The organism is Candidatus Marimicrobium litorale, assembly GCF_026262645.1.
GTDB classification, from domain to species: domain Bacteria; phylum Pseudomonadota; class Gammaproteobacteria; order Pseudomonadales; family Halieaceae; genus Marimicrobium; species Marimicrobium litorale.
Genome location: NZ_SHNO01000001.1, coordinates 1,820,006 through 1,833,570 on the forward strand (window position 1 = coordinate 1,820,006; position 13,565 = coordinate 1,833,570).

The following is a 13,565-nucleotide window of genomic DNA, read 5'->3' on the forward strand; positions in this document are numbered from 1 at the left end:
GCATAACATGAGAGAATCAAACTCCAGATCGAATAACCTGACCAGGGCCATGCTCATAATGTGGACCAGCCTGTTTCTCTGGGGCTGTGCTGGCGCGCCCGAAAAAGACACCCCGGTGGCGACGGCCCCGCTTGAACAGTTGCCCGAACCCGAACCGGACACCGCCTCCACCCTGCCCAAAAGCCAGCACACCGATATTTTCAACCAGGCGGAGGCGTCCCTGGCAACACATGACTGGCAACAGGCCGACGTCACGCTGCAAGCCCTGCCACAAAGCGCCATGACAACCAACGACAAAGCCTACCTGACCTACCTGGAGGCTCGCATCGCCTATACCCACGGGGACCAAGCGCAGGCAATTGCTCTACTCGATAACCTTTTGTTCATGGACATACATCCCGCACTGCAATACCGCGCACTCAGTTTCAAACATTACATACTGGAAATGCAGGGCGACAGCCTTGCCAGCGCGCAGCTGGCCGACCAGATCATGCGCTTCGCGCCGCAGGACACCGTCGCTGCCTGGCAGCGCAACGTCTGGCTGAACCTGGCTCGAGCTGACAAGGACACCCTGCTGAATGCGCGCGCAGTGGTGGTCGATCCGCGTTTCAAGGGCTGGCTGGAACTGGCTCTCGTGTCACGTGATAACACCTACGACCCCAGTGCCGCATTGACGCAGTGGCGCAACAGTCACCCTGGCCACCCCGCCGGTAACACTCTGCCCGGCGGCATGGGCTACTCGTTTCAACCATCCAGCCAACGCGACAAAGTGGCACTTCTATTGCCCATCAGCGGTCCACTGGCACCTGCCGGTAAAGCGGTACTCAATGGCTTCATGGCCGGCTACTACGCCCATGGCGCAACGGGCCGCGGCAGTGCCGATCTGGAGGTCTTTGATACCGCCGCTTACGCCTCGGCGAGTGCGGCCTACGATGCGGCCGTCAGCCAGGGCACCACCATGATAGTGGGGCCATTGAGCAAGGAATCGCTAGTCGACCTCGGCACGCGACTGGAGCGCCCGGTGCCCGTGTTGGCACTCAACCGGATTGACCAGGTACTGCCTGCGGCGGGCAGCGCCCTGGTGCAACTGTCTCTCTCGCCCGAGGACGAGGTCGTCAGCGCGGCAAACATTGCTTACGGCAAAGGCGCTCGTAACGCACTGCTCATCACGCCAGCGGGTGACTGGGGCGACAAGATGAGCATCGCATTGCGCGAGCACTGGACTGCACTGGGGGGCAACATCAGCAGCCACGCAACCTACAATGGTTATGACGACTACTCCAACAGCGTTAAAACAGCCCTGTCGCTGGATGCCAGCGAACAGCGCGCCGCGGGCATCCGCTCGATATTCGGCTCTGACACAGAGTTTACCCCGCGCCGACGGCAAGACGCCGACGTGGTTTTCCTGTTCAGCCAGAACGACTCAGAAGCTCGCTCCATAAAGCCATTACTGGCGTTCCACTATGCCGGAGACCTGCCGGTGTTTGCGTTATCCAATGTTTACAGCGGCACCCCTGACGAGCGTAACCGGGACCTGAACGGGCTCTATCTGGTAGAGATGCCCTGGTTACTGGGGTCCAACCCGGGCTTACGCGCCGCCATTACAGACGGCGGAGTCGGCGACCACTACACGCGACTGCACGCGCTTGGCGCTGACGCCTTCCTGGTGCAAAACGACTTCCAACGACTGCAAGCGGGCGCTGACGCTCTTTTTCGTGGTGATACAGGGCTCTTGCGCATGGGTCCAGACCTCATAATCAGACGCGAAATGTCATTGGCCATTTTTGATGGCAGCGAACTACAGCGCCCCTAGCTACACTGTCATGACATCGGACAACGCGCGGAGCATGGATGCATCTACGGGGCCAGCCATTCGAAGAGCAGGCTGAACGACTGCTGCAATGCCACGGTCTTTCCATCCTCGAACGCAACTACAGCGCGAGGACGGGTGAGATCGATATCATCGCAACTGAAGGGGATGTGCTGGTTTTTGTCGAGGTACGCGCCCGCAGCCATCGGCGTTTCGGCGGCGCCGCCAAGTCGGTCGACAAAAAGAAACAGAGACGCCTTATTTTGACAGCGCAGCACTACTTGCAGCGGCACAATAGAGGTAAAGACAGGCGCTGTCGATTTGACGTGATCGCCTTCGAACCGCGACAATCAGAGGCTGGACGTCCGGTTCACTGGTTTCGCGGCGCCTTTACAGCCGAGCAGGGAAACACTTACCAATAATAATGGACCACTATCACTTTATTGCCGAACGGTTTCAAAACACCATTGAAACGATCACTCTTTCTGTGGATGAGCTGGCGGCGCCACTTGCCGAAGCGGCCGATTGCATGGTCAAAAGCCTGCTCGATGACCGCAAGATCGTATGCTGCGGCAGCGGCGTGGACGCGGCGCTGGCACAGTTGTTTAGCGGTTATCTCCTGGATCGGTTACACGTTGACAGGCCGGCCCTGCCCGCCATGGCCCTCGGCGCCGAACTGGCCGGGCTGACCGCTATTGCAGGGTCTAACGGTTTCGACGATATTTTCTCGCGCCAGCTGCAGGCGCTGGGACAACCCGGGGATGTACTGCTGTGTATCAATACCGCACGGGGTGAGGCGGGCCTGCTGCGCGCGGTGGAGGCTGCCAGGGAAAGAAATATGACCGTGGTCGCACTGACGAACAACCGGGGTGAGGCATTAGCTTCAGTGCTTTCGCGGCAAGACATCATCCTCCGCGTCAACGCGCCCGACCGGGCCCGCTGCCTTGAGGTACAAACCATGGCAATCCATTGCCTATGTGAATTAATCGATAACCAATTGTTTGGCGCCTACGAAGAGAATGACGCATGAAGACACTACGCTTTACCCTTGCCATCCTGTGTGTTCTTGGCATGACCGCTTGCGGGAGTCTTCTCTCGAGCATCAATGTCGACACCATCGCGGACAACCCGGGGGAACGCACCCTGGCGCAGATCATCGAAGACGACAATATCGAGACCAAAGTGACCGTCAACATACACGCGGAGAACAAGGCCTACCACCACGACCACTTCGCCGTAGTGAGCTACAACGGATATGTCCTGCTGGTTGGACAGGTACAGACAGCCGCGCTGAAGTCCGGCGCGACGAATGTGGTGCGCGAAGTTGCCGAGGTGCGGCGCATTTATAATGAGCTGGAGATAGGCCCGCCCACCAGCGCAGCCACGCGCACGAAAGATGCCTGGATCACAACCAAGGTCAAATCCAAACTCATGGGCAGCGAAGAAATCGAAAGCGGACGCGTCAAGGTGGTAACAGAAAATGGCGTGGTATACCTGATGGGCATGCTGACCCGTAAAGAAGCAGATTTTGTCGCAGAAAAAGCCGCCGACTCAGGGGTCAAGCGAGTGGTAAAGATCTTCGAGATCGTCGACTGAAGCCCGCCTATTTCACGATCTTCAAAGTGGGCCGCTCGGGTTTATCCGGGGTCGGAGTGGTATCGTCGGGAGGCGTGAGATTGTCTTCTGGATCAAACACCATACCCTGGCCGTTTTCTCGCGCGTAGATGCCTACCACCGCGGCAACGGGCGCAAAAATGTCTGTTGCAACACCACCAAACCGTCCGTTAAATGACACTGATTCATTAGAAATACTTAATTCCACTACCGCGTCGGGAGAAATGTTCAGCACGATCTGGTTATCTTTTACAAACTGCTGGGGCACCACTACACCGTCTATAGCCGCGTCAACGAGCACGTAAGGTGTCATTTCATTATCTACGATCCACTCGTAAAGCGCTCGCATGATATAGGGGCGGCTGGAATTCATCTGGGCGCGCTCTTCGCTTAGGGGCGACAGGCGAGTTTAGAGGCGCATTTCTCTTTCCTGTTCGGTCAGACTCTCCTGAAAAGATTCCCTGTTGAACAGGTTATCCATATAGGCCAACAGGGGCTTGGTCTGTTTGCTGGCTCGCATCTCGACGCCGAGAGCGGGCAGGCGCCACAATATCGGCGCGATACAGCAATCCACGAGCGTGAATTCCTCACTCATGAAGAACGGCTTCTCGGCAAAAATAGGAGCTATACCCATAATGCTCTCGCGTAACTCCTTGACCGATTTCTTCACCACATTGTCGCTGCGCGTAGTCTGTATGGTATCAACCAGATGGCCCCAGTCTTTTTCAATACGGTGTATATACAGACGACTCTCCGCGCGGGCCACCGGATAAACAGGCAACAACGGCGGGTGCGGGAAACGCTCGTCGAGATACTCCATCATCACCTTGGACTCGTACAACACCAGATCACGGTCCACCAGGGTCGGCAGGCTATTGTAGGGGTTCAGGTCTGCCAGTTCGGCCGGGGGGTGCGCTGCATCGGAATCGACCAGATCAACGGTGACACCTTTTTCCGCCAGGACGATACGCACCCTGTGGCTGTAGTGACTGGTACTGTCTGAAAAAAAAGTCATCGAAGACCGCTTTGTCACTACACCCATCAGGGATTCCTCTAATTATTTATGATTAAAGATTGTACAGGCGGTGCCAGAGGCGCCAGCCTAAAAACGCGCTAGTGCACGTCCTTCCAGTACTCGCGATTCAGCAACCAGGCGAATACCGTGAAAAAAGCAATGAACAGCAGAGTGTAGATGCCGATGCGATGCCGATCTGCCACCATTGGCTCCGCCGAATACGCCAGAAAGTTTACCAGATCGTAGATCGCCCCATCGAACTCATCGGGCGTCATAGTACCCGGTTCAGCAATCTGGAAATTACCGCATGGATTCTCGAGAATATCCTCACCGGTTACCGGGTCTCGTTTTATGCCGCCATTGTCAGCGAGTACAGGACCAGGCGCGCATTCCTGCAGGCCCTGCAATTCCAGCAGGACATGGGGCATGCCGACATCCTTGAATACCCTATTGTTAACACCATAGGGACGGCTGTCATCACGGTAAAAAGTGCGCAAGTACGTGTACAACCACTGCGGCTGACGAGCGCGCGCCGCCAGCGTCAGATCGGGCGGAACAGCGCCAAACCATCTCTTCGCATCACTGGTCCGCATACTGTTTTCCATCAATGCACCGAACTTGGTATCGGGATCGAACACCAGGTTCTCCATAAAGAGATCCTGCGGAATGCCAAGATCGTCTGCGACCCGGTTATAGCGCTGGTATTTCAGCGAGTGGCACCCCATGCAGTAGTTCATGTACATCTGCGCGCCACTTTGCAGAGACGCCTTGTTGGATGCATCAGCGGTAAACTCATCACAGGGCATAGAACCGCACTTAAACGCAGATTCTGCCGCAACCACCTTCAGCGGAATGACGGTCAGAGCGAGAATCAACAGCAAAGCCCCCATGCTGCCCCAGAACCCGATCCCACCATCCATGGTCACACGCTCGGGCACCGGCTTGGTCTTGTCCCAAGCAGACCAGAATGGCATTAGCAGGAAGAACCCAAAATAGATGATGGAGCAAACGCGCGCCAACATGGTGCGTCCTTCAGTGGGCGCCCAGACCCCGAGCACACCAAGAATCAGGAACGAAGACACAAACGCCGTCAGCATAATCTTGGTGATCGGGCCACGATAGCGCCACGACTTCACCGGGCTGCGATCTATCCACGGCAGTATGAAGGGAATCGCAACGGATGCGGCAAAAGCAATAAACCCCCAAAACTTGTCCGGTACCGCGCGCAGCACCGAGTAGAATGGCGTGAAATACCAGACAGGCGCGATATGTTCCGGCGTTTTGAGGTTGTTCGCTTCTTCAAAATTAGCGTACTCCAGAAAATATCCGCCCATCTCCGGCATGAAGAAAATGATACCGCAAAAAATGAACAGGAATACCCCGACGGCTTGCAGGTCATGCACCGTATAGTAGGGATGGAAAGCTATGCCATCTAACGGCACGCCCTCGTCATCCTTGGTCTGCTTAATCTCAACACCATCAGGGTTGTTTGAGCCGACTTCGTGCAGTGCGAGTAGATGCAATACCACCAGTGCCAACAAGATGATTGGCAGGGCTACCACGTGCAGCGCAAAGAAGCGGTTGAGCGTGATACCGGATATCAGGTAGTCGCCGCGGATCCAGGTAACGATGTCCTCACCGACATAGGGAATTGCCCCGAACAGAGAGATAATCACCTGCGCGCCCCAGTACGACATCTGACCCCAGGGAAGCACGTATCCCACAAAGGCTTCTGCCATCAGCACGACAAAAATCAACATGCCGAAAATCCAGATTAACTCGCGCGGCTTCTTATATGACCCATACAATAGCGCCCGAAACATGTGCAGGTAGATGACCAGGAAAAACGCCGAGGCGCCGGTAGAGTGCATGTAACGCAGGATCCAACCGAAATCCACATCCCGCATAATGTACTCAACCGACGCAAACGCGCCTTCCTGAGACGGGTTGTAGCTCATCGTGAGCCAGATACCGGTTAACAGCTGGTTCACCAATACCAGCAACGCAAGGACACCAAAAAAGTAAAAGAAATTGAAGTTTTTAGGCGCGTAGTACTTGCCCATATGCGTGTTCCAGGCTCGCACAATCGGCAGTCGGGCATCCACCCAGTCGCGCAAGGCAACAAGCAATCTAACAATCATTACGCTACCTCCTCACCAACGCCAATCACCACCACGTTTTTATCTTCATAGGAATAAGGCGGCACAACCAGATTCTGCGAGGCCGGGCTGGTGCCTGCAAATACGCGGCCGGAAAGATCAAACATCGAACCGTGGCAGGGGCAAAAAAAGCCGCCACCCCAATCGCTATTAAATTCGGTCACACCTACTTCGGGTCGAAACTTCGGAGCGCACCCGAGATGGGTACACAATCCGATGACGACAAATATCTCGGGGCGGATCGAGCGGTCTACGCCCTTGATGTAGGGGGGCTGAGAGCCCTCAATGGTTGAATCCGGATCTTTGAGACTGCTGTTCAACAGAGGCAGTTCAGCCAGTTGCGCCTCGGTGCGGTGCAATATGTAGACCGGCTTGCCGCGCCACTCCTCAACGACCATCTGGCCCGGCTCAAGCTTGCCGATATCCACCTTGACCGGAGCGCCTGCGGCTTTTGCCTTGGCCGACGGGTTCCAGGAGCCAACAAACGGCGTCATGACGCCCACGGCACCGGCAACGCCCACCACACTGGTCGCAGCAGTAAGGAATGTTCGCCTCGTCCGGTTGACGCTGCCGTCAGCGCTATCGCTACTCATGCTCTACTCCCCTGATTAAACGACGACGCGAAACCCATCGCCCGACATTTCGATACAGAATTGAAAACGGTGCAAATGGTAATGAGTTTGCCGGCCGGATACAAGGAAACTGCCTTGATTTCACTGGATTTTCTAAGTTCTATACTGAATCTGGCCTGGGACCGCACGCGCCCTGTGAGGCGGCTAAAAAAACGCCCGGATGCACTGCAATCCAGGCGTTTTTGACTGTGTGAATACCCCACCGGCAGCGAGGGGAGCCTCCCGCGCCTAGCGCTTGGAGTACTGGGGACGCTTGCGAGCCTTGCGCAGACCGACTTTTTTACGCTCTACCTCGCGGGCATCCCGGGTGACATAACCGGAGCTGCGCAGGGTACCGCGCAGGGACTCATCATATTCCATCAATGCCCGGGTGATGCCGTGGCGAATAGCGCCCGCCTGCCCGAAGCTGCCACCGCCGGCGACAGTGACATTGATGTCAAATTTTCCAGCCAACTCAACCAGTTCGAGTGGCTGACGCACGATCATACGCGCCACCTCTCGGCCAAAATACTGATCCAGAGGTCGCTTATTCACCGTGATATCACCCGCCCCGTTGCGCATGAATACCCGCGCGGTGGAGGTTTTACGACGGCCGGTTCCATAATATTCGCTAGCTGACATAATCTGCGCGTCCGTTAGATATTCAATGCTTGTGGCTGCTGGGCGGCGTGCGGATGCTCGCTCCCGGCGTAAACCTTCAACTTCTTGAACATGGCGCGACCCAGCGGGTTACGCGGCAACATGCCCTTCACTGCCCCTTGGATAACGCGTTCAGGGGCCTTGTCGATCAATTTTTCGAAAGAAATAGACTTCAGGCCACCAGGATAGCCGGTGTGGTGGTGATACATCTTATCGGTGGTTTTAGCGCCGGTCACCTTCACTTTCTCAGCATTCACCACAACGATGTAATCGCCTGTGTCCACGTGGGGAGTGTACTCCGCCTTGTGCTTGCCGCGCAGCCGGTGAGCGATGGCACTCGCCAGCCGCCCCAAGGTCATGTCGGCGGCATCCACCACGTACCAGTCGCGGGCCACTTCTTCCGCTTTGGCGCTGTAAGTTTTCATGAGAATCCGCCTCTGGGAGGAGTCCAAAATAAAGAGCGCGAATACTACTGAAACGGCCCCACTATTTCAACCCAATGTTACAGATATTTTCGCCCGATCAACCCCGGAAAAGCCCCGCCGCCTGCGGGCTGGCCTGCTACTGCTAAAATCCCCGGCACAACGCTATGGCCGGTGCTCCCGGGCGAGATACTCAAATGACTGCATCTCCTGCAGCCGGGAAATGGTCCGCTGGAACTCAAATTCAAGCTTGCCCCCCGCATATAACTCCAGCAGGGGCATGGCGGCAGCCAGCACCAATTTGACATTGCGGTCATAGAATTCATCGACCAGATTGATAAAACGTCGCGCCTGGTCATCCTTGTCTGCATCGAATTCGGGCACACCGGAAATCAGGACAGTATGGAAAACTTTCGCCAGTTCGATGTAATCATTCTGCGATCGAGGGCCATCACAGAGCTCCGCAAACTCAAACCAGACCGCATCCTTCGCCAGACAGCGAGTAGTCAGGTAGCGCTTGTTGACCTCGAGCCGCTCCCAGTGCATTCCTCGATCCGGCGCCAACCGATCAAAACTCTCGCGCAAACTTTGCTCCGCCTTTTTATCCAGCGGGTAGTGATACAACTGCGCTTGCTGCAGCGCGCGCAGCCGGTAATCTACTCCCGCATCTACGTTCACTACCTGTGTGTAGCGGTTGATCATATCGATCGCAGGCAGAAAACGTTGTCGCTGAAGGCCGTTCTTGTACAGTTGCCCTGGCTCAATATTTGAGGTCGCCACCAGAGTTACGCCGCGGGCAAAAAGGGCTTTCATCAGTTCACCCAGTATCATAGCGTCAGCGATATCAGTGACGAAAAACTCGTCAAAGCAAAGCACCCTGGCTTCTGCTGAGAGACCCTCCGCTACCAGATCGAGCGGGTTTTTTTCGCCTTCTAGCTTGACCAGATCGGCGTGGACGCGCTGCATGAACCGGTGAAAATGCACTCGCAACTTGCGCTCGACGGGCAGGCAATCGAAAAACGTATCCATGAGGTAGGTCTTGCCCCTTCCCACCCCTCCCCACAGGTAGAGGCCCGTGACCGGCTCGACCGGTTCATTGCGTAACCTGCGCAGCCAGCCGCGCAGGCCGCCCCGGCGTTCGCCCGGCACAGCCAGCAGCCGCTGGTAAAGGCGCTCCAGCAAGCTCACCGCGTTTTCCTGCGCGGCGTCGTGCAAGAAATTGTCCTGTTTCAGGTCAGCTTGGTAGCGCTGCCAAGGAGTATCCATGTAGAGCAAATCCGGTTTCGGACGTATCGTCGGGCCGCACACTTTAACCATCCGCAGCCGTGGTTTGCAACGCCGTAACCCACACAACGCCTTGGCAGGCGCATCGACACGGCCGGTTTTACGAAAACCCATCGCCACGGCGCTACAGCCGGCACAACAATAGGGGTATACTGCCTGCGCTGATAATTAACTGCGAGGAACTGTTTGTGGAATCATCCGGATACAGCCTGGAAATACTGCTGGCTGTGAGCGCTGCAATGACGATCATTGGCGCACTGCTTGGTTGGGCGGTCAGTCGCAGCGCCACTGACGATGCGAAAAAAAATCGCGAGTTGGCCCTAAAACTTGACCAGGTGATGCAGGACAAAAAAGCCTATGAGGATGACGTGGTCGAACACTTTACCCAGACTGCGCAAATGCTAAACGGACTCACGGAAAGCTACCGGGAGGTGCACAACCATCTCGCCCAGGGCGCATCCAGTCTGTGTCAGGGCGCGGGCCCACTGCCACTCGAGCGAGTCGGAAGTAATGGCGAAGCCGCTGAGATACCAGGTAAGCTCGCGACAACACAGCCTCCCTTGGACTACGCTCCCAAAACCTCCCCTGATGAAAAAGGCATGCTCAACGAACAATTTGGCTTTGAGCGCGATGCCAGTGAGGACGAACCCCAAAAAATCGGCTGAGCCCGCTACACCGGGTTATCGATGTCGATAAACCGGTGTTGCAGACCGAAGTGCTCCTGCAAATGTTCACCCACGGCCTGTACACCGTAGCGCTCCGTGGCGTGATGGCCCGCCGCGACAAAATGAATACCCTCTTCGCGTGCAATGTGCACCGTGGCCTCGGACACCTCACCGGTTACGAAAAGGTCTGCTCCCGCCGCTACCGCAGCCTCAAGGTAACTCTGGGCAGCCCCCGTGCACCACGCGATGCGCCGGACCGGTGCCGCAGCGTCTCCAATGTGCAACGCCTGACGGCCTGTAAAACCCTCTACGCGTGAGACAAACGCCCCCGCACTTTCCGCGCGGGCAAGCGTCGCGATATTACCCACACTGTCAACCGCGCCCGGCTGCAATGGCTCCTGATCCTCATTGGCAATGCCCATAAGTCGACCAAGGCATGCGTTGTTACCCATCCTCGGGTGCGCATCCAGCGGCAGGTGATAGGCCAGCAGGCTCATATCGTGGTGCAACAGCGCCGTGAGGCGACGCTTCTTCATGCCCACCACCTCAGGCGCCTCGGAGCGCCAGAAGTACCCATGGTGCACCAGCAGGGCGTCAGCACCCCATGCCGCTGCCTCATCTATCAAATCTTGGCAGGCAGTCACTCCCGTGACGAGCCTGGTCACAACAGGCCGACCCTCAACCTGCAGACCATTGGGGCAGTAATCCTGAAACCGGTCAGGCCGCAGGCAATGATCCAGATACTGATGAAGCTCCCGGAGATCTACGCTCATAGTTTTTTCCGTTATAGCGCTGACGATGCGACTGCGTGGCATGCGCAGCTCGCTATACTATACAATGCCTGTGCGAACCTCACCCGGTCCTTCATGAAACAGATACTGACAGACTTTCTGTGGCCAGCCATTGCCGGCCTGCTTGCAGCACTCCTGATACTGGATCGCTGGGTCCTGCCCGTCGCACCCACCTGGACGGGGCCAGTCAGTTATTCTGCGGCCGTGGAGGCCGCTGCTCCCGCCGTGGTAAACATCTACACCGCCAAACTGATAAGGCAGCGTAGCAACCCCCTGCTGCATGATCGTCGCCTCAATCCGTCTGGTTTACGCCCCTCCCGACGCGGGCGCGTAGAACGCTCCCTTGGATCAGGCGTCATAATGACCGAGCAGGGGCATATTCTGACCAATAATCATGTCATAGACGGCGCGGATGCCATACAGGTGATGCTCAATGACGGGCGAACCGCAAACGCCTCCGTCGTCGGCACTGATATGGCCACTGATCTCGCCGTGCTGCAGGTAAAGCTGCCCGATTTGAAGGCCATCAACCTGGGCGATGCCGAAATGGCTCGCGTGGGCGATGTCGTGTTAGCGATCGGCAATCCACTGGGATTCAGGCACACCGTATCCCAGGGCATTATTTCCGCTTTGGGCCGGTTTGGCCTGCAGTCCGACATCTATGAAGACTATATCCAGACCGACGCGGCAATTCACTTGGGCAACTCGGGCGGCGCATTGATCGACTCTCAGGGCCGACTACTGGGGATTAACACGCTGATCTACACCGCCGAAGGCCGCACTCGCAATACGTCTACAGGCATCGGTATCAGCCTGGCCATACCGGTCAATCAGGCCCTCTACGTGATGGAGGACCTGATTCAGTATGGCTCAGTCATTCGCGGGTGGCTTGGAGTCAGCGCAGAACCGGTCGCGATGAATCAACAGGCGCAGGCCCTGTTGGTCGCCTCGGTCGCCCCGGACAGTCCCGCACAAAAAGCCGGCATGCAGGCGGGAGATTTGATCACGCATATCGACAACGAACCGGTGCGGGACGCCCGCTTGACCAGCCATCGCATAGCCATGCTCAAACCGGGCGACTCGGTGGATATCAGCGTGCAACGGGAGCGCCAGAGTCTGGAGCTGCAGGCCGTAGTGGGTGTGCTGAATCAGCCGAGGTAGTGATGGCAAAGCCGCACCCGACAGACCACCGCGGGTGTGTCTCCATAGGAGACGACAGGGCGCGCTATTTCGCCGGCTTCTTGTGCGTCAGGCGCATCTCGGCACTGCGGGCATGCGCCGTGAGCGATTCGCCACGGGCCAGCACCGACGCCATAGCACCCAACTCCTGTACACCCTGCTCACTGCACCTGATCAACGAACTGCGCTTCTGGAAATCGTACACACCCAGAGGCGAACTGAAGCGCGACCCGCCCGCCGTGGGCAACACGTGATTAGGGCCGGCGCAGTAATCGCCCAGCGCCTCGGACGTATAAGACCCCATAAAAATAGCCCCGGCATGCTCTATCTGCGGCAGCAGGGCTTCCGGGTCTTCGACTGACAGCTCGAGATGCTCCGGCGCAATCAAGTTACTGATCGCTGCCGCCTCCGCCAGATCACGGGTCACAATCATGGCTCCGCGCGCTCTCAGCGAGACGCCGATTATATCCGCCCGCTCCATGGTAGGGAGCAGACGCTCGATTCCCGCCCGCACCGCAGCGAGGTATTTGTGGTCGGGGCAGAGCAGGATGCACTGGGCGTTTTCATCATGTTCAGCCTGGGAAAACAAATCCATCACCACCCAGTCTGGATCGGTGTGACCGTCAGCGATAATGAGGATTTCTGAAGGGCCCGCCTCCATATCAATACCGACGCGACCAAACACCTGGCGCTTTGCCGTGGCCACATAAATATTGCCGGGGCCCACAATTTTGTCCACTGCGGGCAGCGTTTCGGTACCCAGCGCGAGTGCCGCGATGGCCTGTGCACCCCCTAGTGTGAACACTCTGTCGACGCCTGCTACCGCCGCCGCCGCCAACACCAGGTCGCTAACATCGCCCCCAGGGGCGGGTACGACCATGACAACTTCCGCAACCCCCGCCACTTTTGCCGGCAGGGCATTCATCAGCACGGAGGAGGGGTAACTGGCCTTACCGCCGGGCACATAAATGCCGACACGCGCCAATGCGGTAACACGCTGGCCCAGCACGTTCCCCAGTGCGTCCTCATACTGCCAGCTCTGTTGCAGCTGGCGCTCATGAAAATCGCGGATTCTCTGCGCAGCGTACTCCAGGGCTTCTCGCTGAGCGACATCGATATGGCACAGGGCCTCCGTCATTCGCTCCCGGCTCACCTCCAGCGTCGCAACGGACTCGACCTGCAAATTATCAAAGCGTGCTGTGTACTCCAGCACCGCAGCATCGCCCCGGCGGGCAACATCGGCAATAATGGCGGCAACCGTTTCATCAACGCTAGCGCCATCCACCTCGTCCCGGGAGGTGAGTCGCGTGAGCGCGGCATCAAAGTCCGCATCGGACGTATCGAGTTGTCGCATG

15 protein-coding genes are annotated in these 13,565 nt (G+C 57.2%); 6 read left to right on the top strand and 9 right to left on the bottom strand.

Translation table 11 applies throughout. The annotated features are described in order from the left end of the window. Window positions 1-7 precede the first annotated feature (7 nt). The 4 genes from EYC82_RS08080 to EYC82_RS08095 are packed head-to-tail and all read left to right on the top strand — an operon-like array spanning window position 8 to window position 3,406. A complete protein-coding gene (locus EYC82_RS08080) occupies window positions 8-1,813 on the top strand; it encodes a penicillin-binding protein activator (RefSeq protein WP_279249030.1) in 1,806 nt (601 codons plus the stop codon). A 38-nt stretch (window positions 1,814-1,851) separates the two neighbouring features. Beyond that, window positions 1,852-2,232: a YraN family protein gene (locus tag EYC82_RS08085; RefSeq protein WP_279249031.1), complete on the top strand. Its 381-nt coding sequence runs from the start codon at window positions 1,852-1,854 to the stop codon at window positions 2,230-2,232. Between the two features lie 2 nt (window positions 2,233-2,234). Beyond that, window positions 2,235-2,840 (top strand): D-sedoheptulose-7-phosphate isomerase, encoded by a 606-nt coding sequence (locus EYC82_RS08090; protein ID WP_279249032.1) that lies wholly within the window; start codon window positions 2,235-2,237, stop codon window positions 2,838-2,840. Beyond that, the gene (locus tag EYC82_RS08095; RefSeq protein ID WP_279249033.1) at window positions 2,837-3,406 is read left to right on the top strand and encodes a BON domain-containing protein; all 570 of its coding nucleotides are present in this window, start codon (window positions 2,837-2,839) and stop codon (window positions 3,404-3,406) included. The genes EYC82_RS08090 and EYC82_RS08095 overlap by 4 nt, the downstream gene beginning before the upstream one ends. A 7-nt stretch (window positions 3,407-3,413) precedes the next feature. Here the strand turns inward: EYC82_RS08095 and EYC82_RS08100 are convergent, their stop codons facing one another. The 7 genes from EYC82_RS08100 to zapE all read right to left on the bottom strand — a co-directional run bounded on the left by EYC82_RS08100 (window position 3,414) and on the right by zapE (window position 9,557). Beyond that, window positions 3,414-3,797 (bottom strand): ClpXP protease specificity-enhancing factor, encoded by a 384-nt coding sequence (locus tag EYC82_RS08100; RefSeq protein WP_279249034.1) that lies wholly within the window; start codon window positions 3,795-3,797, stop codon window positions 3,414-3,416. Window positions 3,798-3,833: 36 nt separating this feature from the next. Further along, the gene (locus EYC82_RS08105; protein WP_279249035.1) at window positions 3,834-4,466 is read right to left on the bottom strand and encodes a glutathione S-transferase N-terminal domain-containing protein; all 633 of its coding nucleotides are present in this window, start codon (window positions 4,464-4,466) and stop codon (window positions 3,834-3,836) included. 71 nt (window positions 4,467-4,537) lie between these two features. Next, complete coding sequence (locus tag EYC82_RS08110) at window positions 4,538-6,580, bottom strand: ubiquinol-cytochrome c reductase (RefSeq protein WP_279249036.1); 2,043 nt, start codon at window positions 6,578-6,580, stop codon at window positions 4,538-4,540. Next, entirely contained in the window at window positions 6,580-7,191 is a 612-nt protein-coding gene (petA, locus tag EYC82_RS08115) for a ubiquinol-cytochrome c reductase iron-sulfur subunit (protein ID WP_279249037.1), read from the bottom strand. Before petA ends, EYC82_RS08110 begins: the two co-directional genes overlap by 1 nt. A gap of 267 nt (window positions 7,192-7,458) precedes the next feature. After that, entirely contained in the window at window positions 7,459-7,851 is a 393-nt protein-coding gene (rpsI, locus tag EYC82_RS08120; RefSeq protein ID WP_279249038.1) for a 30S ribosomal protein S9, read from the bottom strand. A gap of 14 nt (window positions 7,852-7,865) precedes the next feature. Continuing rightward, a complete protein-coding gene (gene rplM / locus EYC82_RS08125; protein ID WP_279249039.1) occupies window positions 7,866-8,294 on the bottom strand; it encodes a 50S ribosomal protein L13 in 429 nt (142 codons plus the stop codon). A gap of 162 nt (window positions 8,295-8,456) precedes the next feature. Continuing rightward, window positions 8,457-9,557, bottom strand: coding sequence for a cell division protein ZapE (zapE, locus tag EYC82_RS08130; RefSeq protein ID WP_279249040.1), 1,101 nt, complete (start codon window positions 9,555-9,557; stop codon window positions 8,457-8,459). Window positions 9,558-9,763: 206 nt separating this feature from the next. On the opposite strand from zapE, the gene EYC82_RS08135 reads away from it, so the two are divergent. After that, window positions 9,764-10,240: a Z-ring associated ZapG family protein gene (locus tag EYC82_RS08135; protein WP_279249041.1), complete on the top strand. Its 477-nt coding sequence runs from the start codon at window positions 9,764-9,766 to the stop codon at window positions 10,238-10,240. 5 nt (window positions 10,241-10,245) lie between these two features. Here EYC82_RS08135 and EYC82_RS08140 read toward each other — a convergent pair whose 3' ends face one another. Continuing rightward, complete coding sequence (locus tag EYC82_RS08140; protein WP_279249042.1) at window positions 10,246-11,013, bottom strand: Nif3-like dinuclear metal center hexameric protein; 768 nt, start codon at window positions 11,011-11,013, stop codon at window positions 10,246-10,248. Window positions 11,014-11,106: 93 nt separating this feature from the next. Between EYC82_RS08140 and EYC82_RS08145 the strand changes: the two genes are divergently transcribed. Beyond that, on the top strand, window positions 11,107-12,192 hold the full coding sequence (locus tag EYC82_RS08145; protein WP_279249043.1) for a S1C family serine protease: 1,086 nt from the start codon (window positions 11,107-11,109) through the stop codon (window positions 12,190-12,192). Between the two features lie 64 nt (window positions 12,193-12,256). Here EYC82_RS08145 and hisD read toward each other — a convergent pair whose 3' ends face one another. Continuing rightward, entirely contained in the window at window positions 12,257-13,564 is a 1,308-nt protein-coding gene (hisD, locus tag EYC82_RS08150) for a histidinol dehydrogenase (RefSeq protein ID WP_279249044.1), read from the bottom strand. Between the last annotated feature and the right edge of the window lies 1 nt (window position 13,565).

Excerpts from the sequence above, each read along its gene's own strand:
- EYC82_RS08080 (WP_279249030.1), top strand. The coding sequence starts at position 8 with ATGAGAGAATCAAACTCCAGATCGAATAACCTGACCAGGGCCATGCTC.
- EYC82_RS08085 (WP_279249031.1), top strand. The coding sequence starts at position 1,852 with ATGCATCTACGGGGCCAGCCATTCGAAGAGCAGGCTGAACGACTGCTG.
- EYC82_RS08090 (WP_279249032.1), top strand. The coding sequence starts at position 2,235 with ATGGACCACTATCACTTTATTGCCGAACGGTTTCAAAACACCATTGAA.
- EYC82_RS08095 (WP_279249033.1), top strand. The coding sequence starts at position 2,837 with ATGAAGACACTACGCTTTACCCTTGCCATCCTGTGTGTTCTTGGCATG.
- EYC82_RS08100 (WP_279249034.1), bottom strand. The coding sequence starts at position 3,797 with ATGAATTCCAGCCGCCCCTATATCATGCGAGCGCTTTACGAGTGGATC.
- EYC82_RS08105 (WP_279249035.1), bottom strand. The coding sequence starts at position 4,466 with ATGGGTGTAGTGACAAAGCGGTCTTCGATGACTTTTTTTTCAGACAGT.
- EYC82_RS08110 (WP_279249036.1), bottom strand. The coding sequence starts at position 6,580 with ATGATTGTTAGATTGCTTGTTGCCTTGCGCGACTGGGTGGATGCCCGA.
- petA (WP_279249037.1), bottom strand. The coding sequence starts at position 7,191 with ATGAGTAGCGATAGCGCTGACGGCAGCGTCAACCGGACGAGGCGAACA.
- rpsI (WP_279249038.1), bottom strand. The coding sequence starts at position 7,851 with ATGTCAGCTAGCGAATATTATGGAACCGGCCGTCGTAAAACCTCCACC.
- rplM (WP_279249039.1), bottom strand. The coding sequence starts at position 8,294 with ATGAAAACTTACAGCGCCAAAGCGGAAGAAGTGGCCCGCGACTGGTAC.
- zapE (WP_279249040.1), bottom strand. The coding sequence starts at position 9,557 with ATGGATACTCCTTGGCAGCGCTACCAAGCTGACCTGAAACAGGACAAT.
- EYC82_RS08140 (WP_279249042.1), bottom strand. The coding sequence starts at position 11,013 with ATGAGCGTAGATCTCCGGGAGCTTCATCAGTATCTGGATCATTGCCTG.
- EYC82_RS08145 (WP_279249043.1), top strand. The coding sequence starts at position 11,107 with ATGAAACAGATACTGACAGACTTTCTGTGGCCAGCCATTGCCGGCCTG.
- hisD (WP_279249044.1), bottom strand. The coding sequence starts at position 13,564 with ATGCGACAACTCGATACGTCCGATGCGGACTTTGATGCCGCGCTCACG.